Origin of the sequence: Streptosporangium pseudovulgare, assembly GCF_014648055.1 — a bacterium.
Lineage (GTDB): Bacteria > Actinomycetota > Actinomycetes > Streptosporangiales > Streptosporangiaceae > Streptosporangium > Streptosporangium pseudovulgare.
Genome location: NZ_BMQJ01000019.1, coordinates 48,631 through 72,514 on the forward strand (window position 1 = coordinate 48,631; position 23,884 = coordinate 72,514).

General features: G+C 69.0%; 25 protein-coding genes, 4 tRNA genes and 1 pseudogene. 10 read left to right on the forward strand and 20 right to left on the reverse strand.

Going from position 1 to position 23,884, the window contains the following annotated elements; genetic code table 11:
* Window positions 1-49: 49 nt before the first annotated feature.
* The 10 genes from IEZ10_RS30715 to IEZ10_RS40480 form a co-directional block, all read right to left on the reverse strand.
* Window positions 50-892 (reverse strand): E3 binding domain-containing protein, encoded by an 843-nt coding sequence (locus IEZ10_RS30715; protein WP_229811814.1) that lies wholly within the window; start codon window positions 890-892, stop codon window positions 50-52.
* A gap of 47 nt (window positions 893-939) precedes the next feature.
* Window positions 940-1,263 (reverse strand): helix-turn-helix domain-containing protein, encoded by a 324-nt coding sequence (locus tag IEZ10_RS40475; RefSeq protein ID WP_373287437.1) that lies wholly within the window; start codon window positions 1,261-1,263, stop codon window positions 940-942.
* Window positions 1,264-1,400: 137 nt separating this feature from the next.
* Window positions 1,401-1,688: a hypothetical protein gene (locus IEZ10_RS30725; protein WP_189250018.1), complete on the reverse strand. Its 288-nt coding sequence runs from the start codon at window positions 1,686-1,688 to the stop codon at window positions 1,401-1,403.
* Entirely contained in the window at window positions 1,681-2,016 is a 336-nt protein-coding gene (locus IEZ10_RS30730) for a hypothetical protein (protein ID WP_189250019.1), read from the reverse strand. Before IEZ10_RS30730 ends, IEZ10_RS30725 begins: the two co-directional genes overlap by 8 nt.
* 418 nt (window positions 2,017-2,434) lie before the next feature.
* A complete protein-coding gene (locus tag IEZ10_RS30735; RefSeq protein WP_189250020.1) occupies window positions 2,435-2,971 on the reverse strand; it encodes a hypothetical protein in 537 nt (178 codons plus the stop codon).
* Window positions 2,972-2,995: 24 nt separating this feature from the next.
* Window positions 2,996-5,077 (reverse strand): AAA family ATPase, encoded by a 2,082-nt coding sequence (locus tag IEZ10_RS30740; RefSeq protein ID WP_189250021.1) that lies wholly within the window; start codon window positions 5,075-5,077, stop codon window positions 2,996-2,998.
* 88 nt (window positions 5,078-5,165) lie between these two features.
* Window positions 5,166-5,420 (reverse strand): hypothetical protein, encoded by a 255-nt coding sequence (locus IEZ10_RS30745; protein WP_189250022.1) that lies wholly within the window; start codon window positions 5,418-5,420, stop codon window positions 5,166-5,168.
* 104 nt (window positions 5,421-5,524) lie between these two features.
* Window positions 5,525-5,836, reverse strand: a complete 312-nt coding sequence (locus IEZ10_RS30750) for a hypothetical protein (protein WP_189250023.1) — start codon at window positions 5,834-5,836, stop codon at window positions 5,525-5,527.
* Window positions 5,823-6,113 carry a DNA-binding protein gene (locus IEZ10_RS30755; RefSeq protein ID WP_229811815.1) on the reverse strand — a complete coding sequence of 97 codons (291 nt, stop codon included), beginning with the start codon at window positions 6,111-6,113 and terminating at the stop codon, window positions 5,823-5,825. Before IEZ10_RS30755 ends, IEZ10_RS30750 begins: the two co-directional genes overlap by 14 nt.
* Window positions 6,114-6,133: 20 nt before the next feature.
* The gene (locus IEZ10_RS40480) at window positions 6,134-6,343 is read right to left on the reverse strand and encodes a helix-turn-helix transcriptional regulator (protein WP_373287434.1); all 210 of its coding nucleotides are present in this window, start codon (window positions 6,341-6,343) and stop codon (window positions 6,134-6,136) included.
* 1,552 nt (window positions 6,344-7,895) lie between these two features.
* Between IEZ10_RS40480 and IEZ10_RS40485 the strand changes: the two are divergent.
* Window positions 7,896-8,387, forward strand: a pseudogene (locus tag IEZ10_RS40485) (site-specific integrase); the annotation flags it as partial.
* Window positions 8,388-8,626: 239 nt separating this feature from the next.
* Here IEZ10_RS40485 and IEZ10_RS30765 read toward each other — a convergent pair.
* Window positions 8,627-8,699 (reverse strand) — tRNA-Lys (locus IEZ10_RS30765).
* Window positions 8,700-8,815: 116 nt separating this feature from the next.
* Here IEZ10_RS30765 and IEZ10_RS30770 point away from each other — a divergent pair.
* Complete coding sequence (locus IEZ10_RS30770; protein ID WP_189250025.1) at window positions 8,816-9,442, forward strand: 3'-5' exonuclease; 627 nt, start codon at window positions 8,816-8,818, stop codon at window positions 9,440-9,442.
* Window positions 9,443-9,614: 172 nt separating this feature from the next.
* On the opposite strand, the gene IEZ10_RS30775 is transcribed toward IEZ10_RS30770, so the two are convergent.
* Window positions 9,615-10,772, reverse strand: coding sequence for an acyl-CoA dehydrogenase family protein (locus IEZ10_RS30775; protein WP_189250026.1), 1,158 nt, complete (start codon window positions 10,770-10,772; stop codon window positions 9,615-9,617).
* Window positions 10,773-10,905: 133 nt separating this feature from the next.
* Here IEZ10_RS30775 and IEZ10_RS30780 point away from each other — a divergent pair, with 133 nt between their 5' ends.
* The gene (locus IEZ10_RS30780; protein ID WP_189250027.1) at window positions 10,906-11,376 is read left to right on the forward strand and encodes a PspC domain-containing protein; all 471 of its coding nucleotides are present in this window, start codon (window positions 10,906-10,908) and stop codon (window positions 11,374-11,376) included.
* 1 nt (window position 11,377) lies between these two features.
* Here IEZ10_RS30780 and IEZ10_RS30785 read toward each other — a convergent pair whose 3' ends face one another.
* Window positions 11,378-12,673: an MFS transporter gene (locus tag IEZ10_RS30785; protein ID WP_189250028.1), complete on the reverse strand. Its 1,296-nt coding sequence runs from the start codon at window positions 12,671-12,673 to the stop codon at window positions 11,378-11,380.
* A 190-nt stretch (window positions 12,674-12,863) separates the two neighbouring features.
* On the reverse strand, window positions 12,864-13,214 hold the full coding sequence (locus IEZ10_RS30790) for a metallopeptidase family protein (RefSeq protein ID WP_373287435.1): 351 nt from the start codon (window positions 13,212-13,214) through the stop codon (window positions 12,864-12,866).
* Between the two features lie 41 nt (window positions 13,215-13,255).
* Between IEZ10_RS30790 and IEZ10_RS30795 the strand changes: the two genes are divergently transcribed.
* The 4 genes from IEZ10_RS30795 (at window position 13,256) to IEZ10_RS30810 (ending at window position 15,212) form a co-directional block, all read left to right on the forward strand.
* Window positions 13,256-14,749, forward strand: a complete 1,494-nt coding sequence (locus IEZ10_RS30795) for a metallophosphoesterase family protein (protein WP_189250030.1) — start codon at window positions 13,256-13,258, stop codon at window positions 14,747-14,749.
* Between the two features lie 105 nt (window positions 14,750-14,854).
* Window positions 14,855-14,927, forward strand: a tRNA-Glu gene (locus IEZ10_RS30800).
* Window positions 14,928-15,033: 106 nt separating this feature from the next.
* Window positions 15,034-15,108 (forward strand) — tRNA-Asp (locus IEZ10_RS30805).
* A 27-nt stretch (window positions 15,109-15,135) separates the two neighbouring features.
* Window positions 15,136-15,212: transfer RNA gene (locus IEZ10_RS30810), tRNA-Phe, on the forward strand.
* A gap of 657 nt (window positions 15,213-15,869) precedes the next feature.
* On the opposite strand, the gene IEZ10_RS30815 is transcribed toward IEZ10_RS30810, so the two are convergent.
* Window positions 15,870-16,994, reverse strand: a complete 1,125-nt coding sequence (locus IEZ10_RS30815) for a hypothetical protein (RefSeq protein ID WP_189250031.1) — start codon at window positions 16,992-16,994, stop codon at window positions 15,870-15,872.
* Between the two features lie 526 nt (window positions 16,995-17,520).
* The gene (locus IEZ10_RS30820; RefSeq protein ID WP_189250032.1) at window positions 17,521-18,105 is read right to left on the reverse strand and encodes a hypothetical protein; all 585 of its coding nucleotides are present in this window, start codon (window positions 18,103-18,105) and stop codon (window positions 17,521-17,523) included.
* 105 nt (window positions 18,106-18,210) lie between these two features.
* On the opposite strand from IEZ10_RS30820, the gene lgt reads away from it, so the two are divergent.
* From lgt to IEZ10_RS30835, 3 genes are read left to right on the forward strand one after another with little or no spacing between them, the layout of a single operon-like run.
* The gene (gene lgt / locus IEZ10_RS30825; RefSeq protein ID WP_189250033.1) at window positions 18,211-19,107 is read left to right on the forward strand and encodes a prolipoprotein diacylglyceryl transferase; all 897 of its coding nucleotides are present in this window, start codon (window positions 18,211-18,213) and stop codon (window positions 19,105-19,107) included.
* 54 nt (window positions 19,108-19,161) lie between these two features.
* The gene (locus IEZ10_RS30830) at window positions 19,162-19,422 is read left to right on the forward strand and encodes a type II toxin-antitoxin system Phd/YefM family antitoxin (protein ID WP_189250034.1); all 261 of its coding nucleotides are present in this window, start codon (window positions 19,162-19,164) and stop codon (window positions 19,420-19,422) included.
* The gene (locus IEZ10_RS30835) at window positions 19,407-19,814 is read left to right on the forward strand and encodes a PIN domain-containing protein (protein ID WP_189250035.1); all 408 of its coding nucleotides are present in this window, start codon (window positions 19,407-19,409) and stop codon (window positions 19,812-19,814) included. Before IEZ10_RS30830 ends, IEZ10_RS30835 begins: the two co-directional genes overlap by 16 nt.
* A gap of 125 nt (window positions 19,815-19,939) precedes the next feature.
* On the opposite strand, the gene IEZ10_RS30840 is transcribed toward IEZ10_RS30835, so the two are convergent.
* The 4 genes from IEZ10_RS30840 to IEZ10_RS30855 form a co-directional block, all read right to left on the reverse strand.
* Complete coding sequence (locus IEZ10_RS30840; RefSeq protein WP_189250036.1) at window positions 19,940-21,082, reverse strand: serine hydrolase domain-containing protein; 1,143 nt, start codon at window positions 21,080-21,082, stop codon at window positions 19,940-19,942.
* Between the two features lie 163 nt (window positions 21,083-21,245).
* Window positions 21,246-21,890: a response regulator gene (locus tag IEZ10_RS30845; RefSeq protein WP_189250037.1), complete on the reverse strand. Its 645-nt coding sequence runs from the start codon at window positions 21,888-21,890 to the stop codon at window positions 21,246-21,248.
* Between the two features lie 164 nt (window positions 21,891-22,054).
* On the reverse strand, window positions 22,055-22,813 hold the full coding sequence (locus IEZ10_RS30850; RefSeq protein WP_189250038.1) for an iron ABC transporter ATP-binding protein: 759 nt from the start codon (window positions 22,811-22,813) through the stop codon (window positions 22,055-22,057).
* A complete protein-coding gene (locus IEZ10_RS30855) occupies window positions 22,810-23,742 on the reverse strand; it encodes an iron chelate uptake ABC transporter family permease subunit (protein WP_229811817.1) in 933 nt (310 codons plus the stop codon). The genes IEZ10_RS30850 and IEZ10_RS30855 overlap by 4 nt, the downstream gene beginning before the upstream one ends.
* Window positions 23,743-23,884 lie beyond the last annotated feature (142 nt).

The following is a 23,884-nucleotide window of genomic DNA, read 5'->3' on the forward strand; positions in this document are numbered from 1 at the left end:
GATCAGACGTCAGCGACGTACGCGCCCACCACCGCGTACAGCGGGCCGCTCATCGCTTCCCCAGCCCGCGAACCGTGCTGCTGAACACCGCGTCGAACAGCTCGTCCTCGGTCATCTCGTTGACCGGCTTCGCGGCTGCCGCGGCTCGCTGCTTGTGGTGGGAGTACTCCCGCTCCCACTCCGCGAGGCCGACAGCTTGAGCCGCGGCCATCTGCCACTGCTCGACCCGTAGCCGGTAGTCGTAGTTGGCTTCGTGGTTCACGACCCGGTTGTCGACCCGCGCCGCAACGTCCCCGTCCGGCCCTGAGAACGCCTCCAACATCTCCGCGGCCTTCTCCGGGGACTTCTCCGCGGCGACCGCGTGCCGGGCGAACCACGGCACGCTCAGCAGCGCCGACGGGGCCATACCGGATGCGGTGAACGGCGGTAGGTCCCCCGTCGAAAACAGAGTCGGCGGCGTCGTCGAGGCGTATGCCGCCAGCTGCTTACCGCCCGGCCCGGCCAACGCCGCGGCGACCAGAGGATTCCGGGACGCATCCACATGCAGAAGCGGCCGCACCGCCGCCGCCGGGGCCGGTGTCGGAGTGGGGGGCGGGGCTGCCTTCGGCGCCGCGGCCGGCGGCTTCTGCGCCTGGCGGGCGGCGGCCTTGGCCCGGTAGACGTCCCGGCAGAGGATCTCGCCGCCGGCGCCGGACCCGCGCACTCCCGCCAGGTCCACGCCGAGATGGGCAGCAACCTGCCGTACCGCCTCAGACACCGGCGGCGGTTCTGCCGGCAACGTCTGCGGCAGCTGCGCGGACGCCGGCGCCCTCAGCACATCCACGTACCGGACCTCACCGTCCGGGCCGCTCCCGCGAACCTTCGCCATGTCCACGTTGAGATTCGCGGCCACCTGCCGGACCATCTCCGCCGACATCTGCGGCCGCGGCTGGCCTTCACCTACACCGGCCGAGGGCTGCCTATCCGAGCCGTGTCCTGACATCTGCCCTGCCTGCCTCTCGAGCGCTGCTCCGCATACGCCCCGAGGTCAGCCAGGTCGATCAACCAACGGCCGGCGATTCGCTCAGCTGGCAGAGCACCTCGAGCACACAGATCCCGGACGCCCCGATCCGTGATCCCGAGGTGCTCTGCCGCTGTTCCCGTCCCCACGGGGCCACTTCCAACGAGAAGCAACCCTGACGAATCGGCCTCATCAGACACTTCCGCTCTACCGCACACGGAAGTCCCAACCGCAATGACCAGCAGCTGCGTCAACGCCCGCACTTCCGGCGGCGCCTGGATCCCATCCCGCGCCGCGGCCCGCGCCGCCGCCCGCAACGCCCGCTCGCAGTAGCCGGCGCCCACCGGCCCCAACAGCACCCACCCGCCCGGCAACACGGTCGCCAACCGATCCGGCTCGCTCACCGCGGCGCCCCCGACCCGCCCGAACCCGCCGGGAAGTCCAACATCATCTGATGCTCAAGGGCCAACACCTCCAGCTGTGCCGCCACCGCGGCCGGCGGCCGGCCCCGAACCGCCTGCAACGCCAGACAGGCAGCAACCCGGGCGACATCGTCAGCGGCCAACCCCTGCAACGCGCGCCGGATCGCCGACAACGCCAGATCCGGCACGCACGAACGCGCCGCCACCTCGAGCGCGAACAGCGCGTGGTCAGCCACCTCCGCGCTCGACAGCCGCCCCTCAGCCATGCTCGAGCTCACCCCGGCCAATCGACAGCAGCACCTCCGGAGCGATCCGCTCAACCCACCGCGGCCACTCCCGCCTCACCAGCTCCGCGTCCCGCGTCCCCAGCACCGCAAGCACCTCAGCGCACATGGCATCCAAGATCCGGCGAACAGCCAACGCGATCAGCTGCCCATCCCGCTCGGCGAGCGCGGCCCGCTGCTTGTCCGCCCCCGAATCCAGCACCGCCTTCGACAAGCGGCTCACCCGATCCAGCCACGCCCCGAACGCCTCGAGCGACGCAGAATCCAAGGTGCCCCGATCCGCGATAGCGAACTTGAGCCGCTGCACCACCTCATCAGCATCCCGAGCAGCACTCATCAGCGCCGACGCAGGATCCCGAACCTCAGTCGGAGTCGCCGACGCCGCAGCCTGCAAAGCCACGATCCGCGCCTCCCGGGCCGCCGCCACCTGAGGCGCCGCACCACCATGCACGAAGCACACCCCGCCGCCGACCACCAGCCGCTGACACCGCTGCCGAGTCGCCTTACTCGTCGCCGTGCACTGCTCAGCACGGGGGGAAGGACCAAGATTCATCAGTTCTCCAAGGGGTCTGTGACGTGCGCGGACGTCGGGCGGGATGGGGACCTCATGGTGTCGGCGACCTCATGGTTCGGCCTGCACGGGAAGCTCGTCGACGGGGGCGAGGTGTGAGCCATACGGCGGCCGGTCGGCGATCGTCTGGGCGTGCTCGACCCGGCCGGGGTGGTGTTCACGCGGTGGCCGGCGTGGTGGGCCAGTACCGGCACGGTTCGCAGACGCCGTACTGGTAGACGAACCCGCCGTGGGAGGCGGCCGCCGACCAGATGGCGCCGTGGTCGGGGACGACCTGGCCGCACCCGTCGCAGGTGCGGTCCTTGGCGGATCCCTTGGGCAGGCGGAGCAGGTGGGCGCACGCCGAGCAGACCACGAGGCGCGGCCGCCAGGCGGCGGAGATGACGGGCTGAGGGCGTGCGGGGTGCGGCTGGTGGAGGCAGGTGGTGGCCTGCTCGGTGATCCAGGCGGCGAGGGCGTCGAGGAGGCCAAGCCGTACCCAGTCGGGGTGCTGGTCGAGGGGGAGGCTGAGGGGGGTGCTGCCGGTGGCGGCGGCCGCGGTGGTGAGGGTGTTGCAGGTGTCGCGGGCGGCGGCGTCGGCCTGGTCGAGGATCCAGCTGTAGCCGGCGGCGCGGATGGCTGTGCGGGTGGTGTTGAGGATCTCGGCGAGGTCGGGGTGGTGGGCGAGGTCGTCGAGGGCGATGGCGAGGTTCACGGGGGTGCCTCCTGGGCGGGGGTGTCAGCGGGAAGAGTTCGGCACGCAGCCGGAGTGCCGGGTCATTCCGGGCTTGAGGACCATCGTGCGGCAGCACACGTCACAGAGACCTGTCGGTCCGTCCTTGGTCCCATCAGCCCCACCTCCCCCCTCTCTAAGAGAGGGAGAGGGGGGAGGGAGGTCTGTCGATGGCTCCCCCGACCTCCCCCGCAGAGTCCGGGGGGAGGTCTGTTCAGCGGAAACGTTGCTTTCTCCCCCGAAGACTGGGGGATGTAGCGTTTCAAGATCGTGGGGGAGGTCTGGGGGGAGGTTCTGAGCTCTCCGCTTCCGGATCCTGACAGCCTCCTCGATCTTCTCTTTCCGGGCCTTGATGCCAAGCTCGGCGCACGCCTGGATCGTTCGCGGACCTCCGAAGGTGGCGGGGACCCCTGCCCTGTCGAGCTGCAGGGCGATCCACTCCGGGCTGCCCTGCTCGAGCTGACTCGGATGCGGAGCTTCCGGAACCAGGACGACAGATGTGACAGGGCTGCCGTCTTCCTTGGCTTCCCCCTCCAACGTGATCAGCTTGGGGGTGAATACTTGAGGAGGTCCCTCGTCGTCGTCCTTCTGCTTGCCAACCTTGAAAGTGATCTTGGAATCGAGGCGCTTCCCCGTCCGAGTGACACTGATCTCGGTTTGCATGGCGCCGAGCACCGCAGAAGCACCCCGGCCGCGCTCGGTCTGTTCATGGCCGGTGTGATGCACAACGAGGATGCAGGCACCGGAGGCCAGGCGGAGCGCTTCCATCCGGTCGACGACGACACCCATCTCGGTGTTGTCGTTCTCCTTGACGCCCACCGTTACCCGGGCCTGCGTGTCGATGATGATGAGGACGGGTTCCAGGCGTCGACACATTTCGATGAGGACGTCCCACTCCGTGCTCATGGCTTGCACAGGGCGCGGCAGGAACTTGACGCCGGTCATCTTCCGGCCGTGGTGCTGTTCCCATGCCCGCTTGCGTTTGCCCATGCCGCGAGCACCTTCGGCGACGAGATAGATCACGAGCCCTTGACGGACCTGCTTACCGTGCCAGTCGATGCCGCTTCCGACGGCGCCGGCGAGGCTGAGCACGATGAAGGACTTCATGCTTCCGGACGCGCCGTACAGGCGGGTGACGGTGTCGAGGAACAGCACGTCCGCGACGAGTGGCTCGAGGTCGGGCATGTTGTCGAGGTCGTGGGAGTCGAGCAGTTCGGCGATGAGGGCGTTGACGCGGTCCTCAATGCCACCAGGCACGTCCTCTGACCATTCGCGCTGTTCGCTGTCGTCCATCTCCAAGGTCGCCGCGGACAGTTCTTCGGTGGTCTTGTCGGCGGCGTCCACTCGGATGAGGTCGGCGATCGTGAGCCGCGCGGCCAGATGGTCGGACACGTCCTTGCCGACCGCGGGCAGGTAGATCCGGTACGGGACGCCTGCTCGTGCCAGGGAGGCGGCGACATTCCGCGCGTGCTTGAGGCCGGCCTCATCGGCGTCGTTGTCGGCGATGATGCGGACCTCGGACACGCCCACGAGCATCTGCGTGTAGCGCTCCTGCCAGCCCATGCCAGCACCGCCGGGCATAGTCGTGGCGACGTACCCGGTAGCGGCGGTAACGCTGTCGACGTCGCTTTCGCCTTCGCACAGGACGACCATGCCGCCGGCCGCGGCCTGCGCGCGGACTTCGGGAAGGTTGAACAGGACACGCTCCCCCTTCGGGGGGTGCTTGTGCCGGTCGCCGGGAAGTCGCGAGCGGAACGCCTTCGGCATGAACTTGTCGACGTACTGAACCACGCGGCCGTCGAGGTCGCGGTATGTCCAGGTCTTGATCAGCTGGCGACCCGGGCTTTTGCTCTTGGGCTCGCTGAACAGGTCTGCCTCGGTCAGACCGAGGGCGGCGAGGAAATCGGTGTTGCCCTGGCACTTGTGGCACCAGACCACCACGTTCTTGTCCTTGCCGATCCCGATGGACACGGTGTCCGGGGCGTCGCCGTCGTGGCAGATGCCCCGTGTCCGGGCCTCACCCCCACGGGAGATGACACGCTCTCCAGCCTCGTGGAGAACGCTCATCAGGTTCTCGAAGGCGCTCACCGGTTGTACGCCTCCGAGCGGGTGAGGTGCTGAGGGAACAGGCCGAGGCCGGCGGTTCGTCGGTGGTCGGCCTCGAGGGTGTTGGAGCTCATCGGCTGGTCTCGTCTCGGGGCAGGGGGGTCAGGTTCAGGAGCGGCCCGCGCCGGTCGGCTTCGGCGTCGAGCAGCTGGTCGACCTCACGGCGGAGGGTGACGCGCAGCAGCTCGAGCATCTCGAGCGCCGCGACGGGGTCGGCGGCGAGGTCGGCGGCGGCGCGGGCCCGTTCGGTGATGCTGGTCTGCGTCGCGGTGTACGCCTTCGAGTACCGGCTGAGGCGGCCGTTCCGGCGGGTGTCGGCGGTCATGTCGTGCCCTCCTTCGTCGAGGGCCGGAGCATCGCCGCCGCGGCGGGTTACCGTCAGTCCTCGCCGAGCGGAGGGGGCGCCGCGGCGGGGTCGCCGGTCGGCGCTCATCGCGCCACCGCCGGCCGGGCCGTGGGGATGACGAGGTAGTGGCCGCGGCCGCACCCGGCGGCGCGTACGTCGCCGGCGGGTTCTTCCGGTGTGCCGCGGTGCAGGTGCGAGCCGTGGCAGTGGGGGCAGTGCTCGACGACGGACAGCCAGCGGGTTCGGCGGCCGGCGGGGGCGTAGGCGATGGCGGTGACAGGGATGCCGCGGTGTCCTACGCTGTGGGTGATGGTGGCGTTGATGGGGACATCAGCGTTCGGGCGGCGCTCGGGGGTGATGGCCCCGGCGCCGTTCGTCATTTCAGGCGGCGGCATCGGGACCGCCTTCGAGCGCGGGGCTTCTCGAGGTGTCGACCTGCAGCGGGTCGATTCCGAGGCTGCGCAGGAGATCGGCGCGGGTGACTCGGTAGGCGTTGCCGAGCCGCAGCACGGGGCAGGGGAACTCGCCGGCGCGGGCGAGGTCATGGCTCTTCGTCCGGCCGAGTCCCCAGGCGCGGCCCGCGGTGACGAGGTCGACGGCGGCCGGGAGCGCGAGCAGCTCGGCGAGGGACATGCCCTTGGTCCCGGGGGTCGTGCTCTCCGAGCGGGTCAAGGAACTGACGGTTGCCCTTGTCATGCGGCAACACCGCCTGAAACGGAGGCGCGGGTCTCAAGCCAGGCGTAGACGTCCTGCGGGGCGTACTTGCGGTGCTTCCCGAGCTTGTACGACTTCGGGCCAGTGCCCGCCGAGTTCCACTTGTGGAGCGTCCAAGGGGATACGTCGAGGAAGGTCGCTGTCTCCTCATGGCTCCAGAGCCGCTCGGATCCCATGGTTCTTGCCATTCAGGTCACCTCGAGGACTGTGAGTTTGCCGTGTCATAACTCTCTCAATGGCAAGTGATAGCACGTGCGGGAGAACATTGACAAGCCTCTCTCATCGCGAAACGATGCCTGGCGTGGCGACATTGAGAAGCGACGACAAGCGACAGCGCAGGCCGCACAAGATTGCTCCGGGATTCTTTGTGCTGGTTCCTGCCGAAATGACCGTGTCACCTGGTGATGGAGTGGGGCCGTACCAAGTTCGGCTTGTTATCGACGTTGCAGGTGGTCGGCTGGGATGCACAGAGCTCACGGTTACGGCTCAGGACGGTACGACGATCAGCAGTGCGGCTCTGCGTGGGGTGCCTGTCGCTTCGATCGTGAGGAGTTGTGCACGCAACCTGGTGATGGAAGGTCATGAGGGTGAGGGCGTGATCACTCTTGAACCACATGACGTGGATGTGGATGTGAGCGCTGGCCCGACGGATGAGGCGTTGCGCGCCGTGGCTGCTTCGTACTCGCTTGCGTACGCACTCGGGGAGCCGCCGGCGAAAGGGGTTGAGCGAGAACTTGGCCTGGCGACCTCGACCGCAGGGCGTTGGATCAAGCTCGCACGAGAGCGCGGCTTTCTCGAGATCCCAGCGGAGAAGGGAAGGAGGGCGTAACCATGAAGGGCTCGACGTTCAAGCGGTGCAAGTGCCGCGGCGACGACGGCCGCGAGCTCGGCGCCAAGTGCCCCGAGCTCCGCCGGAAGAACGGTTCGTGGAACCCCTCGCACGGCAGCTGGTACGGCAAAGCCGAACTGCCGGCCGCGCCGGACGGCAAGCGCGTCGACCTCCGAGTGGGCGGCTTCCGGACAGAGGCCGAGCTGGCGAACTTCTTCGAGGACGCGTTGCGGCTGATCTCCATCCCCGACAGCGGCCCGGACGGGCACACCGCGCGCATGGAGATCCGGCAGCTGATCCTCGACGCCCGCCGGAACCGCGGCCCGATGCCGCTGTTCGACGAGATCCGACGCAAGTACCAGGCCGGACAGGCGTTCCGCCCCGAGACGTTCGGCGAGTTCTGGGCGCGATGGATCGCGCGCCGCCGGCGCACCGGGGACATCCGCAAGTCAACGCTCATAGCCTACGAGTCACACCACCGGATCCACCTGCACGTCCTCGACGACGTCCGGATGGACCGGCTGAGGGTCACCCACCTCGACGCGCTGTTCGCCGGCATCGACGACAAGAACGCCGAGCTGCTGGCGGCCAAGGCGTCGGAGGATCCCGCGGTCCGCGCCGCGGTGCGCGGCCAGCGCGTCACCGGCCCGGCGACCAAGCAGCGCATCCGGGCGACCCTGCGTTCGGCGTTGAGCGACGCCCAGCGCGAGGGCCTGGTGTCGGAGAACGTGGCCAAGCTGGTCAAGCTCGAGGCGGCCAAGCGGCCCAAGGGCCTGGTGTGGACGATGGAACGCGTGACCGCCTGGACGGCCGAGTACGAACGCGCCTTGGAGCAGGCCCGGGAAGAGGCCGGCGGGAAGACCGTCAACGCGCTGAAGGTCTGGGCGGCCATGCCCCGGCCGAGCAAGGTCATGGTGTGGACGCCCGCCCAGCTCGGCGTCTTCCTCGACCACGCGGCGCGGCACCGGCTGTACGGCCTGTTCCACCTGGTCGGCTTCCGGGGCCTGCGCCGCGGCGAGGCGTGCGGGCTGCGGTGGGAGGACACCGACCTCGACGCCGGACAGGTGATCGTGCGGACGCAGCTCGTTCAGGTCGGGTGGGACGTCGAGGAGGGCGACCCGAAGACCGATTCCAGCGAAGCGCCGATCGCCCTCGACCAGGCCACGGTGAAGGTCCTGCGCGCGCACCGCGGCCGACAGAACGCCGAGCGGCTCGCCTGGGGTGAGGCGTGGCAGGAGACGGGCCGGGTGTTCACCCGGGAGGACGGCTCCGAGCTTCACCCGGCGTGGGTGAGCGAGCAGTTCGAGCGCCTGGCCTTCGAGGCCGGCCTGCCGCCGATCCGGATGCACGACCTTCGGCACGGTGCGGCGACCATGGGCCTGTCGGCTGGGGTGGACATGGCGACCGTTCAGGCGATGCTGCGTCACTCGTCGATCACGATCACGTCGGACACCTACACCTCGATCATGCCGGAGGTGGCACGGGAGGCGGCCGAAGCGATCGCCGCTCTGGTGCCCCGGCGGGCCGTGGTGGGGGAGGCGTCCGAAACCACCGGTCTCCCTTCGGTCTCCCCTGGGGGTGTTCCGGGACCTACGGATTTCCGGGCAAGAAGAAACCCCCTGGTCAACAGGGGGTTGAAGAGTAGGGCGCCTGGGACTCGAACCCAGAACCTACGGATTAAAAGTCCGCAGCTCTAACCATTGAGCTAACGCCCCGCTGGAGACAGCGTACCGAGGATAGTGTCCACTATCGCCCGTCGCCAGGCCTGCCGGGCCTCCCGGTTCGCCGAACGCCGCGTGACGACGATCGCCCTCCCCATAGGCTGGCCTTCATGACAAGTTGGGGGTTGGAGTCGCTTCCGGGGCACCGGGTGTCCGCTCGGCAGGGATATGTCGTGGTCGACGTGGAGACCACCGGGTTCTCCCCGGCGAGGGGCGACCGCATCTGCGAGATCGCGCTCGTCTCCCTGGACACCGGCGGCGAGACCGTCGACGAGTGGCACTCGTTGATCAACCCCCTGCGGGACACCGGGCCCGCGCACGTCCACGGCATCACCAAGCAGATGGTCGCCGACGCGCCGGTGATCGAGGAGGTGCTGGACGAGGTGTGGTCGCGGATCGCCGGGCGCGTCCTGGTGGCCCACAACGCCTCGTTCGACCTGCGTTTCCTGCGGGACCTGCCCGGGAGCCAGTGGCTGACCGAGACCCTGTGCACCCAGAAGCTCGCCCCCGAGTTCATCCCGCACGGCAAGTGGACGCTCTCCGCCTGCTGCGAGCGGGCGGGGATCCCGCTCTCTGACGCCCACCACGCGCTGGTCGACGCCCGCGCCGCCGCCGAGCTGCTCCGCTTCTACCTGCGCCGAGGGGTCTCCTGGGCGGAGAAGCTGGAGCTGGCGGCGACCCGGGCGCCCGAGTGGCATCCGCTGGGCCTGCCGCAGCGCCGGGCGCTCCAGCGGTAGCGCCGGACGGGTCCCTACGGCCAGGCGGTCTCTACGACCGACCGGTCCGGTGGAAACCGCCGGGCCCGGCGAGGAACCCGGACGCCCGGACACCTGAGCGCCCGGACGTCTGAACGGCCGGGCGGACGGAGGCGCCCACCCGGTGCCCGTCTCCGGTGCAGACCCGGCCGGATCAGTGGAAGGCGTCCAGCCCGGTGAGCGCCCGGCCCAGGGTGAGCAGGTGCACCTCCTCGGTGCCCTCGTAGGTCAGCACGGTCTCCAGGTTGTTCATGTGCCGGATCACCGGATACTCCAGCGTGATGCCGTTGCCGCCGAGGATCGAGCGGGCCTCGCGGGCGATGTCGAGGGCGGCGCGGACGTTGGCGAGCTTGCCGAAGCTGACCTGCTGCGGGGTGATGGCGCCCGCGTCCTTCAGCCGCCCCAGGTGCAGGGCGGTGAGCTGGGCCTGCCCCAGGCCGACGTACATCCAGCCGAGCTTGCGCTGGGTGAGCTGGAAGGCCCCGATGGGGCGGTCGAACTGCACCCGGCTGGTGGCGTAGTCGAGGGCCGTCTCCAGGCAGGCCCGGGCGGCGCCCACCACGCCCCACAGGATGCCGTACCGCGCCTCTGAGAGGCACGACAGCGGGCCCTTCAGGCCCCGCACCCCCGGCAGTACGGCGGAGGCGGGCAGACGGACGTCGTCGAAGTACAGCGACGAGGTGACCGAGGCGCGCAGGGACATCTTCCGGTGGATCTCCGGGGCGGAGAAGCCGGGCGTGCCGGTGGGGACCACGAAGCCGCGGATGCCGTCCTCGGTCTGTGCCCAGACCACCGCGACGTCCGCGATGGAGCCGTTGGTGATCCACATCTTGGAGCCGTTGAGGATCCAGTCACCGGAGGGGTCCTGCTTGGCGTGGGTGCGCATGCCGCCCGGGTCGGAGCCGTGGTCCGGCTCGGTCAGGCCGAAGCAGCCGATCGCCTCGCCGGCCGCCATCCGGGGCAGCCACTCCTCCTTCTGCTCCGCCGAGCCGTACTTCCAGATGGGGAACATGGCGAGCGAGCCCTGCACGGAGACGAACGACCGCAGGCCGGAGTCGCCGGCCTCCAGCTCGCGACAGGCGATGCCGTAGGAGACGGCGTCCATGCCGGCGCAGCCGTAGCCGTCCAGGTGCATCCCCAGGAGGCCGAGGGAACCGAGCGCCGGGCCGAGTTCGCGCGCCGGGAAGACGCCCTCCTCGAACCAGTCGCCGACGTGGGGCAGTACCCGCTCGGCCACGAACCGCCGCACCGTGTCGCGGATCAGGCGTTGTTCCTCGGAGAACGTGTCGTCGATGCGCAGCAGGTCGTCCATGGACTGTTCCCTTCTCCCTGGGGCACCCTGGGCCCGGTGTCAGGGTAATCCGGATGCCGCCGGATGGAAGGTCAGGGTCGTGCCAGGGCGAATCCCGATGGGATCGGGACTCCTCGCGGGGCAGTCTGGAGACATGGAAGAAAACGACTTCTCGGGTGTCAAGCGGCTCTACAGGACCAGGGACGGCCGCATGGTCGCGGGTGTGGCGTCCGGCATCGGGCGGTACGCCGGGATCGACGCGAACGTCGTCCGCGCGATCATCGCCGTCAGCACGTTCTTCGGCGGCCTCGGGGCCGGCGTCTACCTCGTCGGGTGGCTGCTCATGCCCTCGGAGACCACCGGCACGTCGGTCCTGGAGCGCCTGATCGACAAGCACAAGGACGACCCGGTCTGGCAGGACGCCAAGGTCAAGGCCAGGGAGGGCTGGGCCAAGGCCGAGCACTGGGCCAGGACCAACGGCCAGAACCGCCCCCAGGGTCACCCCGGCCAGGGCCACCCCGGCTACGCCGACCCCACCCCCTACTACTCCGGCCCGGCCGCTCCGCAGGACGCCTACTCCGCGCCGACCGCTCCGCCGCGGCGGGACGACGAGCCGCGGGCGTGACTCAGGCGGCCGCCTCGGCGCGGACCCTCTCGATGATCTCCTTGCGGGATCCCGACCACAGTACGGCCAGCGCGGCGGCGACGACGAGACCCGCCGCGCCGGCCAGCCCCACCACGGTCTCCGGGCCGAGCTCGGCGGCGGCGGCGCCGCCGATGAGGATGCCGATCCCCTGGACGGCGAGCAGGCCCGACTGTACGAGCCCGAAGGCCATGGCCCGGCGCTCGGCGGGCACGCACTGCACGAACGCGGCGTTCGCCGCGAGCTGGTAGGCGCCGCCCACGCCGGAGGCGAACCACAGGGCCAGCACCGCGGCGAGCGGTGGCCGCGCCGCGCACAGGATCAGCGGCGCGCAGGTCAGCATCGCCATCCACCCCATGGACCGCAGACGCCGGGACGGGGTGACGTACCGGCTGAAGAAGAACGCGCCGACGACCGTACCGGTCGGCATCGACCCCATCAGCAGGCCCGCGACGAAGGAGATCCGCTCCGGATCGGCGGTCAGCGTGGCGGCGTACGGCGTCGCGATCCCCTCGGGCAGCACGTAGAAGCCGCACAGCCAGGCGAAGAGGACCAGCGTCCGCAGCCGCGGATCGCCGAAGACCAGTCGCGCTCCGGCACGGGTCGTCGTCCACATGGAGGGGCGGCCGGTCTCGCCGTTCTCGGGCAGGGGGCGCCGGCGTACCCCGGAGGCGAGGATGAGCGCCGAGGCGAGGTAGGTGGCGGCGTCCAGGGCCAGCGCGCGGTACGGGCCCATCCCCATGATCAGCGCTCCGCCGAGCGCGAACCCCAGCATCTGGGCGCCCTGGTTGGTCATGTTCTGCAGGGCGGAACCCATGACGTAGCGGTCGCCGGCGAGCAGCTCGGGCAGCAGCGCGGCCCGGGCGGCGGAGAACGGGGCGCTGAGCAGCACCACACAGAAGACCAGCCCGCACAGCGCCGGGAACGGCACGCCGGGGACGGCCATGAGCGACACCATGACGGCCCGGAGCAGATCACAGATGATCATCACCCGCCGCCGGGCGTAGCGGTCGGCCAGCCCCGCGAGGAGGGGACCGCCGATGATCGGCGGGAGGTAGGTCAGCGCGTAGACCGACGCGGTGGCCAGCGCCGACTCCGTACCCTGGAAGACCAGCACGGACAGCGCCACCCGGGAGAGCTGGTCGCCCAGGAGCGAAAGACCCTGGCCGAGCCAGAGGGCGCGGAACTCGCCGATGGCGATGACCTCGCCGTACGTTGCCCGGCGTTCGGCCGGACGGCGGTGCCGCCCGGGCAGCCGGCCGGGCGTGGTGGCCGCCATAGGACTCCGGTGGGCTCGCAGGCGCATTGACTGTGGGTGTTCAGTGTGTAACCTACGGTGCCTGCTGAAGCGCTCTGGCGCAACTGAAAGCGTCCAACCGCGCGCAAGACGTAATCAGAAACCGGGGAAAAGCCGCCGTCCTCCGCGAGGTTCGGGGATGATGGGCGTGGTCACCGACCGTCGCCGGCGGTCACCAGCCGAGTTCGTGGAGCCGGTCATCGTCGATGCCGAAATGGTGGGCGATCTCGTGAACCACGGTGATCCGCACCTCTTCCACCACCTCACTCTCAGAAGCGCACATTGCGCAGATGGGGTGGCGGTAGATCTCTATCCGGTCGGGTAACACTCCGGCATACCAGTCGCCGCGTTCGGTAAGGGGGACGCCCGTGTAGAGACCCAGCAGACCGGGCTCGGGAGGATCGTCCACGACCACCACGACCACGTTGTCCATGACCCTGGTCAGCTCGGGAGGGATCGTGTCCAGTGCCTCGGCCACGAGCTCTTCGAACTTCTCTCTCGAGACCTCGATCACAACAGCCATTGTGCCCGCGTTTCCGGGTGTGAGGGAGCCGCATGGGTTTCATGAGCCGGACAAGAAGTCTCGTCCCCTTCATCAGGGGGCCGTTAGCGCGCGGGGTGGCGGTCGTCGTGATCGCGATCGCCGGCGCCTGGCTGGGCATCTCGCTCGGCGGTCCGGTGCGTACCAGCGTCGGCCCGGTCGACATCGGCATGTCGGCGGCGCCGTCGTGGTCCGGGGAGACCGTCGTGGACGTCCACCCGCTGGGCACCCTCACCTTCGACACGCACGACGCGCCGGTCGCTCTGCGCGTCACCCTGGACAACATCAACCCCGCCCGCGCCGGCGCGCTGCTGGAGGACCCGCAGCTGTCCAGTCAGCTCCCCACCCTCCTGGAGAAGGAGCTGCGCGAGGGGGTGAAGACGCTCGCGCTGCGCGCCCTGCTGTGCGGCCTCCTCGGCGGGCTGCTCGTCTCCCTGATCGTCTTCCGCCGGCCGGGAGCGGCCCTGGCCGGGCTGCTGAGCGTCGTCGTCGCGATGGCCGCCACCGGGGCCGGCGCCGCCCTGACCTTCCGGCCGAACTCGGTGGTGGAGCCCAAGTACACCGGCCTCCTCGCCGGCGCGCCGTCCCTGGTCGGCAGTGCCGAGTCGATCGTGACGAGGTTCGAGTCCTACCGGTCCCAGCTCGCCAAGCTGGTCAACAACGTCTCCCAGCTCTACGACACGGTCTCCTCCCTGCCGATCTACGACTCCGACCCCACCTCGATCCGGGTCCTGCACGTCTCCGACATCCACCTCAACCCGGTCGCGTGGAACCTCATCCGCTCGGTCGTCGGCCAGTTCAAGATCGACGCGATCGTGGACACCGGGGACCTGACCGACCACGGCACCGGCCCCGAGGACAAGTTCGTCGAGGAGATCCCCACCTTCGGCGTGCCGTACGTCTTCGTCCGGGGCAACCACGATTCCAAGGCCACCCAGCGGGCCGTGGCCAAGCAGAAGCACGCCGTCGTCCTCGACGACACGGTCAAGGAGGTCGCGGGACTGCGCATATACGGCGTCGGCGACCCCCGGTTCACCCCCGACAAGTCGGTGGAGGTCGACTCCGCCCCGGAGACCCTGACGACCCTGGGGCACGCCTACGCCACCCGGCTGGGCCAGGCGTTCAAGCAGCCGGTCGACCTGGTGGCGGTGCACGACCCCACGATCGCCAGGGCCTTCTCCGGCGCCGTGCCGATGGTCCTCACCGGGCACGCCCACGAGCGGTCCACCGAGCTGCTGCCGTCCGGCACCCGCGTCCTCGTCCAGGGCTCCACCGGAGGGGCCGGTCTGCGCGCCCTGGAACACGACGAGCCCACGCCGGTCGCGGCCTCCGTGCTGTATTTCGACCGCAAGACCCACAGGCTCCGGGCCTGGGACGACATCACCCTGGGCGGGCTGGGTGAGCAGTCGGTACAGATCGAACGTCACGTCGAGACCGACCCTGGCCGTACAATTTCTCCTGGGCCGACGGTCACCCCCTCTCCGACGGGGGAGGCCGCCGACACCAAGGCTCCGTAAGGCTCCGTAGGCCGCCGGAACGCCGCTTTGGCATCGAGGGCAAAAGTCCCCTATGCTTCAGAGGTCTCCAGCGGAAGACGGCACGGAACGGGATGAGAGTCCCGAGCCCCCATCGTCTAGTGGCCTAGGACACCGCCCTTTCAAGGCGGCGACACGGGTTCGAATCCCGTTGGGGGCACGGCCGAGCGTAAGCTCACCGGGAAAGCGGCAGGTCGAAGACCTCCGAAGAACTGGTAAGCTAGGCAAGCCGAGAAAAACGGAAACGAAAGTTTCCGACAAAGCAAGGTCCTGTAGAGCAGTTTGGAGTGCTCGCCACCCTGTCAAGGTGGAGGTCGCGGGTTCAAGTCCCGTCAGGACCGCTCTGGTAGGTGTCGCACCACCATCCAGGTCAGGTAGCTCAGTTGGTACGAGCGTCCGCCTGAAAAGCGGAAGGTCGGCAGTTCGACCCTGCCCCTGACCACCACACTTGAGCAGCAGAGAAGCCCCGAGCGATGACCGCTCGGGGCTTTTTTGATCTTCGGTGACAGCAACGCGATCGCTGAGGTCGCGCTGCCACTGAGGGCGTGATGCGGATGACGTGAGGACCACGCTCACGTCGGGCCACGCCGTACGCCGGGCCTTGCGGGTCGGAACGGGGCCGAGACCGACAGCGGGACCGCGATCGGTCTGGTGAACCGACCTGACTCGGTGATGAGCCGAGTCGGACCAGTTGCCACGGGATGGTTCGTCCTGATCCGGCCAGGCTCCAGCGGCCCTTACGGCCGGCGTCGGCCAGTGGTCCGCGCACGTACGCGGCGGCGGAGCGGCGCGGTTCGACGCGGATCGCTCACCGGTTCGACGCGGCCGAGCCGGTGAGCGATCCGGGTCATCGGTCCGTAGAAGAGACCACCCGGCCGCCAGGGTTCACGTTATGGCCCGCGGCCACCGCATGGTCTTCAAGCGTCTTCGCGAACTTCGAGTGATCACGCGGTGGCCGCGGGCCATGTGACGCCGACTCATCAAGATCGCGGAGTGTCACTGGAGTGCTGGGTTCCGCCGCGGGTTTCCACGGGCTGTGGAAACCCGCGGCATCTCAACGTCTGCCGGACGTCGTCCGGGCCGTCGTCAGCCGAGAAGAGACTCAGCCCGTGTAGTCGGTGGTATGGCTCTCAGCGCCGGTCGGCCATAGGTACTTGCCGTTGTCGCGGGTCGAATAGGTCCGGTTGCCGTCTCCCGCACGGGCCTGGATGAGGTTGCGGCGCCAGGTGGAGCCGCGGGCCGATCCGCCCCAGATGTTGCCGTACAGGAAACCCCACAACTGCTCGAGCTCGGCCGAGAAGACGTTGTCGGTGACGGTGATGTTGGTGGCATTGTTGGTGACGCCGAAGCTCAGGGCATAGCCCCAGCCGGAGACATAGTTGTCCGTGAAAGAGATGTGATCGTAGACGCCGCTGCCCTGCAGGGCCAGGGCATTGGTGTTGCCCAAGGAGGCCAGGGTGTTGTGGTGGACGATCATTGGGCCGCCATCGCCTTCACTCTGCGGGCCTATGCCGTCATGGTGATAGACGTCATGGGACGTATCGGCCATGTCGTGGATGTAGTTGTTCGTCCAGGTCGACGGGCGGCCGGGGAAGCCGGTCACCATCTCCAGACCCGCGTTGCCCCAGATGTCGTTGTGGTCCATGACGGCGACGGCTTCCTTCATCGTCGTCGCGAGCTGCCAGGACTTGTCGAAGGGCGTGCCAGGCTTGGAATGGGATGACGAGACGGTGCCGTCGTTCCCGGGAGGCATCGAGTAGGAACTGGGCTTGAACGTCGAGTACAGGAACTTGATGTTGTTGTCCGAGTAGATCTGGACGAGATTGTCGTTGGGATCGGTGCCCTCGAACAAACAGCCGACGAACGTGAGGTTGTCGCCGTAGATGTCGACTTTCAGAGCCAGGAAGCGCTTGAAGGAGATGACGCTGTTGTCCGGAAACTCGAGTCTCAACGGCTTGTCGGCACTCATATTCGGTGCATAGTCGGTGAGTCGGCCCGGGTACGCACCCAGGCCTAGACCGCCGGCATTGGCCGGGGTATTGGCATAGCCGGTGTTCGAGAAGTCCGGCCAATATCCGGAGCCGTCGTTGGGCCGTGCCTCGATGGCTGAGACGCTGCCGGCCGACGCGCGTACACGGGACTCGGCGCTGGCGGCGACGCCCGTGGTGAGGACGGACCCGAGGAGCACCAGAGCGGCGGCTGCGGAGACGCAACTCTGGATGATCATACGGTCGGCTGGAAAGCGAAGGCGCTTGTACAGGTTTCTGCCAAGTGATTTTTTGATGTCATTCTCCGGTGTCGCTGAAATGTAATTCCAGGGTGGCGGACAAATGGAACCGGCTAATCATCGTCCCGATCGGGCCTCGCAATGTGGGGGAGGCTGTGCGTGGGCGGGACGCTACCAATCGCCGCCTGGGCCGTCAATATTCATGTTCGGCGATTAGTCGATCACGGATGGTGACGGCAGGTGTAAAGGGTGGGTGGCTTACGGTGACATTCGCGGCCTTTGGTGAATTCCGAATGGCCCGTCGAATCGTGTGCTGCTCTCGTGATTTCCTCGGCCGTCTGGACGGTTCGGGTGAGGGCCTGGTCCATCCGGCCCGCTGGACGGCTTCACGGTCAGCTCTCGAACACGCTGTCGGACCGGGGTGCACCGATCGCATGGACAGGCGGTTGTCTCGGCTCGTGGTCGAGGTGGTGATCTCAGCTGTTCGGTGAACGGCCGGCCCGCCGCGTGGTGGTCGGGACGGTGATCACCACTTGTCCCAGCCCTGCCAGCCGTACCAGCTTCCACCGAGGTGCCGGTAGCTGTCGTCAGAGGTTTCCTCGGGCCGGCCTTCGGGCAGCCAGACGAAGCCGGTGTTGCTGTAGATGGCCCATTCCTCGGAGGAGAACGCGGCGCTGCCGGGAACCTCCCCGTCCTTCTCGTACGAGAAGTAGCGATCTGCCCAGCACACCCGGTACAGGCCCAGCCATCGACAGGAGTCATCGGGTGATGTCCCTGCTGCCACCGTCCTGCTGAAAGCCTCCATGCTCGGTTCGGAGACCGCGAACCGCATCCGGAAGGGAAGATCGGCGACAAGTGCGACCACGACTCCCGCGGCGATGAGCCAGGGAAGGAACCAGCGCCACAGGCGGCCGGAGACCGCGCTTTCATCCTTGAGCGCCGCCGTGCCGATGCGGACGCCCCAGATCAGGACCAGCGGGCCTCCGGCGAAGACCGCGGTCAGGAACATCTCGATGGTGTACCAGTGAGGGACGCTGGCCCAATACAGAAGCATGATGCCCACAGCCGAGATCGCGGTCAGAAACGGCCACCCGGGCGGCTTGGTGATCACGGTGTCACCCTAGCGATCACACCTTTGTCCCGATAGTCATCGCTGACAGCTGCGATCAGGTCACGAAGGCGGCCAGGCGGTCTCACGCTGAGTAGCCTCACCGGCATGTCCCTTGCCTCGATTCCCAGCCCTTCCCAGGGGGTCTGGTATTTCGGAGTCGTCCCGATCCGGGCATACGCGTTGTGCTTCATCCTCGGGATCGGCTTCGGCGTCTGGCTCGGTGATCGCCGCTGGCGCGCCCGCGGCGGCGAGAAGGGCGTGATCGGCGACATCGCGGTCCCCGGGGTGATCTTCGGCCTGATCGGCGCTCGCCTCTACCACGTCATCACGGACTGGCAGACCTACTTCGGCCCACGCGCGATCAAGGAGCCCTACCGGGCGCTGTTCATCTGGGAAGGCGGGCTCAGCATCTGGGGCGCGGTCGTCCTGGGGGGCGTGGGCGTGTGGCTGGCCTGCCGGCGCCGCGGGCTGTCTCTGGGCGCCGTGGCCGACACGGTCGCGCCCGGCATCGCGTTCGGGCAGGCGATCGCCCGCTGGGGCAACTGGTTCAACCAGGAGCTGTACGGCGGTCCGACCCCGTTGCCGTGGGGTCTGGAGATCGACCAGGCGCACGACGGCGAGCCGGGCGTGCTCTACCACCCGACGTTCCTGTACGAGTCGCTGTGGGACGCGGCGCTCGGTTTCGGGCTGATCCTGGCCGGCAGGAGGTTCACGCTGCGCCACGGTCGCCTGTTCGCCCTCTACGTCGCCGGTTACACGTTGGGGCGGTTCTGGATCGAGGGGCTGCGGATCGACCCGGTGGGCGGAGTGGACCACGCGGTCACGCTCCTGGGGCTGCGGATCAACCAGTGGACCTCGATCGTGCTGCTCATCGGCGCGCTGGTCCATCTCTGGGTGACTCGCGACAAGGGCGCCGAACAGACCGTGGCACCGGCCTCGCAACACGAGGCCCCGCCCGGAGAGAACGGCGGGCAGGCATCCGACCCGATCGAGAACACATGAGGTTGCGTCCACGGTGGCAATCCCGCGCGGCCGGATATCAGATAATCTGATTTCATGAAGGTGATGACCGCCACCGAGGCGTCCCGGAGTTTCGCGGCAGTCCTGGACGAGGTGGAGCGAGGGGAGACGATCGTGGTCACCAGGGGAGGCAGGCGGATCGCGGTGATCGGCCCCGCGCCTGTGGCACCCGGGCGTATGGTCAAGGCGTTCCTGGCGAGAAGCGCCGAGACGCTGGACGCCGAGTTCGAGTCCGATGTCGCAGCGGCCCGTGAGTCGGTCGACGATGAGATGAGAAGCATGTGGCGCGACGTCTGATCCTGGACACCGGTGTGCTCATCGCCGCCGAGCGCGGCAAGGCCCCCGTGGAGACGGTGATCGGCGACGCCGACGATGTGGCGATCGCCGCGATCACGGTGGCCGAGTTGCTCGTCGGAGTGGAATTGGCCGACGCGACCCGCCGCCCCGCGCGGCAGGCCTTCGTGGAAGAACTCCTGGCGCTGATCCCGGTAGAGGAGTACACCACGGACGTCGCAAGGGCCCATGCCCGCCTGATGGCGCACGTCAGGCGGGAGGGGAAGACGCGAGGGGCTTACGATCTGCTGATCGCCGCGACTGCCGCCGCCACCGCGAGAACAGTGATCACAATGGACTCGTCCGCCGCGTTCGATGATCTGCCGGGCGTACGCGCGCAGGTCGTTCCCCGCTGACGCCGACGTCTCTCGCCGGCGTCAGCCTGATCATGTGGAAACGAACGAGAGCACCTGCGAGGACGGGACAGGGCTCTGGCGGTCCGCACCCGGTTTCCGGCCGGTCGGCGTGGCGGGCCGGAGCGTCAGGGACGCGATGACGGCGCCGGGGAGACGGCGGCCGGTGAGCTCGCCGAACCGGATGGCGACGGCGTGCCACCGCCCTGGCCCGCCGATCCGCAGAACGTCCTGACGGCGATCCCCATGACCTCCTCCGTGGTCGGGTTGCGGGTCGAGGGGTTGATCGACAGGGTCATCGACGTGCCGGAGTCCGAGCGGAACGTGAACGTGAGGTAGCCGATCAGCTCGCCGCTGTGCCCCCACACCGTGCCGCACGGCAGCGGGTACGCCTGCAGCCCGAGCCCGTAGCGGAACCCGGCTCCCGTCTCGACGGTCGTGCGCATCGCCCGCAGGGACGCCTTGCTGATCAGCTTGCCGCCGAGCAGCGCGGACATGAACCGCTCCAGGTCCGCGGCGGTCGAGATCATCTCCCCCGCGGCCCAGTCCAGTGAGGGGTTCATCCGCGTCGCGTCCACCAGGTCGGGAAGTGGCTCGTACCCCTTGGCGTGCGGTGACGGCAGCCCTGCCCGGTCGCCCGGCACCACCGTGTGGCGCAGCCCGAGCGGACGCAGGATGCGGCGGGTGACCTCCTCACCGTACGGATGGCCGGTCAGCTTCTCCACCAGCAGTCCGAGGACCACGTAGTTGGTGTTGGAGTAGTGCCACTTCCCGTCGTCGGGGAGCTTCTTGGCGAAGGCCACCTTGAGCAGCTCGCGCGGCTGGTGGGAGCGGAACCGGGCGTCGCCGCGCCAGCGGTTGGTGGAGTATCCGGGCTCGCTCATGTAGTCGTACAGGTGGCTGGTGTGGTTGAGGAGCCGGCGGACGGTGATCTGCTCGCCGTCCGGCACCAGGCCGGGCAGGTACTCGTCGACGGGGGCGTCGAGCCGTACCTTGCCCTCGTCCACGAGCTGGAGCACCACCGTCGCGACGAAGGTCTTGGTGACGCTGCCGATCCGGAAGTAGCCGCCGGGCGACGGCCGTCCCCCGCGCTCGATGTCGCGCACGCCCGCGGCGCCGGTCCAGGTGCGGTGGCCGTCGGAGACCCGTGCCAGGGCGGCCGTCGCCCCGCCGCCCGACACGATCCTCTCCAGGTCGGAACGTACGTCCACGGCCTGGCCGCCCACCGCCACAGCCGCCGCCACCAGCACGTTCATCATCGTCTGCATCATGTGCTCAACGCTATGGAGATCGACTTCGCGGAGGAATGCGGTGCGCCGCCCACCTCGGCTGCGGAAAACCACAGCCACCCATCGTCTCTGCGGAGAACCAAAGCCACCCGTTCTCTGCGGAGAACCGCAGCCGTTCACTGCGTCTGCGGAGAACCGGGGCCGCTCAGGTGCCGAGGTAACGCAGCACGGCCAGGACGCGGCGGCTGTACCCGGTGGTGTGCGACAGCGCGAGCTTGTCGAACAGGGCGTTGACGTGCTTCTCCACCGCGCTCTGCGACACGTGCAGGGACTGGGCGATCGAGGCGTTGGTCATGCCCTGCGCCATGAGTTCCAGCACCTGGCGTTCGCGGGCGGTGAGCCGGGCCAGCGGGTCGGCGTGGGTGGTGCGCGCGAGCAACTGGCGCACCACCTCCGGGTCGAACGCCGTCCCGCCCGCGCCCACCCGCTCCAGCGCGTCCAGGAAGTCGCCGACCTGGGCCACGCGGTCCTTGAGCAGGTAACCGATGCCGTCGATGCTGCCGCTCATCAGCTCGGCGGCGTACTTCTTCTCGACGTACTGCGACAGCACCAGCACCCTGACCTCCGGCCGGCGCCGCCGGATCTCCAGCGCGGCGCGCAGGCCCTCGTCGGTGTGGGTGGGCGGCATCCGCACGTCGACCACCACCGCGTCGGGTGGCTCGCCGTCCACCGCCTCCAGGAGCGCGTCGGCGTCGCCCACCGCGGCCAGGACGTCGTGGCCTTCCTCCTTCAGTAGCCGCACCAGGCCCTCACGCAGCAGGGCCGAGTCCTCGGCCAGCATCACGCGCACGGCGGCCCCACTTCGATCCGGTCACCGGCGGCTCCGGCGGCCGGCAGCGCCCGCTCATCCGCACCCTCGTTGATCTGCACAACCGTGACCCTAACGGCAGCGGGTCCGGGCCGGGTCCGCCGCGGCGGTCCAGGCGCAGCCGGACGGTGGTCCGGGACGTGCCGTCAGGAGAAGTAGACGCCGATGCGGTGGCCGCCGATCTCGTGGACGTCGATGTCGAGGTCGTACACCGCGTTGAGCACCTCCGGCGTCATCATCTCCGCGGTCGTCCCCTGCGCGACCACCGAGCCGTCTTTCATGGCCACGATGGTGTCGGAGTGGCAGGAGGCGAAGTTGACGTCGTGCACGACCATGACCACGGTCTTGCCGTAGTCGTCGGCCATGCGCCGCAGCCGGCGCATCATCTGCACCGAGTGCCGCATGTCGAGGTTGTTCAGCGGTTCGTCGAGCAGGACGTAGTCGGTGTCCTGGCAGAGCACCATGGCCACGTGGGCGCGCTGCCGCTGGCCGCCCGACAGCTGGTCCAGGTGCCGGTCGGCGAGGTCGCCGAGCTCGAAGTAGTCGATGGCCTCCTCGACGAGGTCCCGGTCGGCGGCGGTGAGGCGGCCGCCCGAGTGGGGGAAGCGGCCGAAGGCGACCAGTTCGCGCACGGTGAGCCGGACCGACAGGTGGTTGTCCTGCCGGAGTACGGCCAGGCGCCGGGCCAGCCGGTCACCGGGCGTGGTGGCGACGTCCATGCCGTCCACGGTGACGGTGCCGCCGTCGGCGGGGACGAGCCGGCTGACGACGGACAGCAGCGTCGACTTGCCCGCGCCGTTGGCGCCGATGACGGAGGTCACGCCGCCCGGAGCGATGGTCAGCGAGACCCCGTCCAGGACGACGGTCTCGCCGTACCGTTTTGTGACGTCCTTGATCTCGATCACCGTCGTGACTCCCGGATGAGCAGGGCGATGAAGTAGACACCGCCGACGAAGTTGATGATCACGCTGAGCGCGGTGTCCATGGTGAACATCCGCTCCAGCACCAGTTGCCCGCCCACCAGCACGGTCACCGCGAGCAGCGCGGCGGCGGGCAGTACGGTGCCGTGGCGGAACGTGCCGGTCAGCTGCCTGGCGAGGCTGGCGACCAGCAGGCCGAGGAAGGTGACGGGACCCACCAGCGCCGTGGACACCGACACCAGCACCGCGACGACGACCAGGACCCGGTTGACCACCCGGGCGTGGTGCACGCCCAGGTTGAGCGCGTGGTCGCGGCCGAGGGCGACGACGTCGAGCCGGGGCGCGAGTCTCGCGGTCCACGCCGCCGCCGCGGCGACGAGCAGCGCGGAGAGGGCGAGCAGGTCCGGGTCGACCTGGTTGAAACTGGCGAACAGGCTGTCCTGCAGCACCACGAAGTCGTTCGGGTTGATCAACCGGGAGGCGAGTGAGGACAGGCTGCCGAACAGGGTGCCGAAGACGACGCCGGCGAGGACCAGGACGTACAGGTCGCGCCCGCCGTGGCCGAACAGCCGGCGGTACAGGGCGCCGGCGAACAGCACCATCGCCGCGACCTGGCCGGCGAACAGCAGCCGGGGGTCGGCCGAGCTGAGCGCCAGCGCGCCGAACAGGAACACGATCAGTGTCTGGATCAGGACGAACAGCTGGTCGAAGCCCATGACGCCGGGCGTGAGGACGCGGTTGCCCGTCACGGTCTGGAACAGGACGCTGGAGCAGGCCACCGCGGTTCCCACCACGATCATCGTCGCGATCTTCCGGGCTCTGAGGCCCAGGGCGTACTCCCAGTTGCCGGCGAGCCCGATCAGGCAGAATCCCGCGACCGCGGCGACGGCGAGCAGCGTGAGGACGGCGAGCACGCGGCGTTCGCGGCGGCGCGCGGCCGCCTGCGCGGGGGAGGGTCCCCTCGGGGCCGCCGGCGGTGAGGTCCGCGCCGCGGCAGGGGAAGCCGGGGAAGCCGGGGATGGAGCCGGAGACACCGGGGCCGGGACCGGGGACGGA

What these genes read in the sequence shown, in the direction of transcription:
- IEZ10_RS30775 (WP_189250026.1), bottom strand. Translation starts at nt 10,772, where the DNA reads ATGGACGACCTGCTGCGCATCGACGACACGTTCTCCGAGGAACAACGC.
- IEZ10_RS30795 (WP_189250030.1), top strand. Translation starts at nt 13,256, where the DNA reads ATGAGCCGGACAAGAAGTCTCGTCCCCTTCATCAGGGGGCCGTTAGCG.
- IEZ10_RS30815 (WP_189250031.1), bottom strand. Translation starts at nt 16,994, where the DNA reads ATGATCATCCAGAGTTGCGTCTCCGCAGCCGCCGCTCTGGTGCTCCTC.
- lgt (WP_189250033.1), top strand. Translation starts at nt 18,211, where the DNA reads ATGTCCCTTGCCTCGATTCCCAGCCCTTCCCAGGGGGTCTGGTATTTC.
- IEZ10_RS30780 (WP_189250027.1), top strand. Translation starts at nt 10,906, where the DNA reads ATGGAAGAAAACGACTTCTCGGGTGTCAAGCGGCTCTACAGGACCAGG.
- IEZ10_RS30830 (WP_189250034.1), top strand. Translation starts at nt 19,162, where the DNA reads ATGAAGGTGATGACCGCCACCGAGGCGTCCCGGAGTTTCGCGGCAGTC.
- IEZ10_RS30725 (WP_189250018.1), bottom strand. Translation starts at nt 1,688, where the DNA reads ATGGCTGAGGGGCGGCTGTCGAGCGCGGAGGTGGCTGACCACGCGCTG.
- IEZ10_RS40480 (WP_373287434.1), bottom strand. Translation starts at nt 6,343, where the DNA reads ATGGCAAGAACCATGGGATCCGAGCGGCTCTGGAGCCATGAGGAGACA.
- IEZ10_RS30745 (WP_189250022.1), bottom strand. Translation starts at nt 5,420, where the DNA reads ATGACCGCCGACACCCGCCGGAACGGCCGCCTCAGCCGGTACTCGAAG.
- IEZ10_RS30840 (WP_189250036.1), bottom strand. Translation starts at nt 21,082, where the DNA reads ATGATGCAGACGATGATGAACGTGCTGGTGGCGGCGGCTGTGGCGGTG.
- IEZ10_RS30785 (WP_189250028.1), bottom strand. Translation starts at nt 12,673, where the DNA reads ATGGCGGCCACCACGCCCGGCCGGCTGCCCGGGCGGCACCGCCGTCCG.
- IEZ10_RS30770 (WP_189250025.1), top strand. Translation starts at nt 8,816, where the DNA reads ATGACAAGTTGGGGGTTGGAGTCGCTTCCGGGGCACCGGGTGTCCGCT.
- IEZ10_RS30790 (WP_373287435.1), bottom strand. Translation starts at nt 13,214, where the DNA reads ATGGCTGTTGTGATCGAGGTCTCGAGAGAGAAGTTCGAAGAGCTCGTG.
- IEZ10_RS30750 (WP_189250023.1), bottom strand. Translation starts at nt 5,836, where the DNA reads ATGCCGCCGCCTGAAATGACGAACGGCGCCGGGGCCATCACCCCCGAG.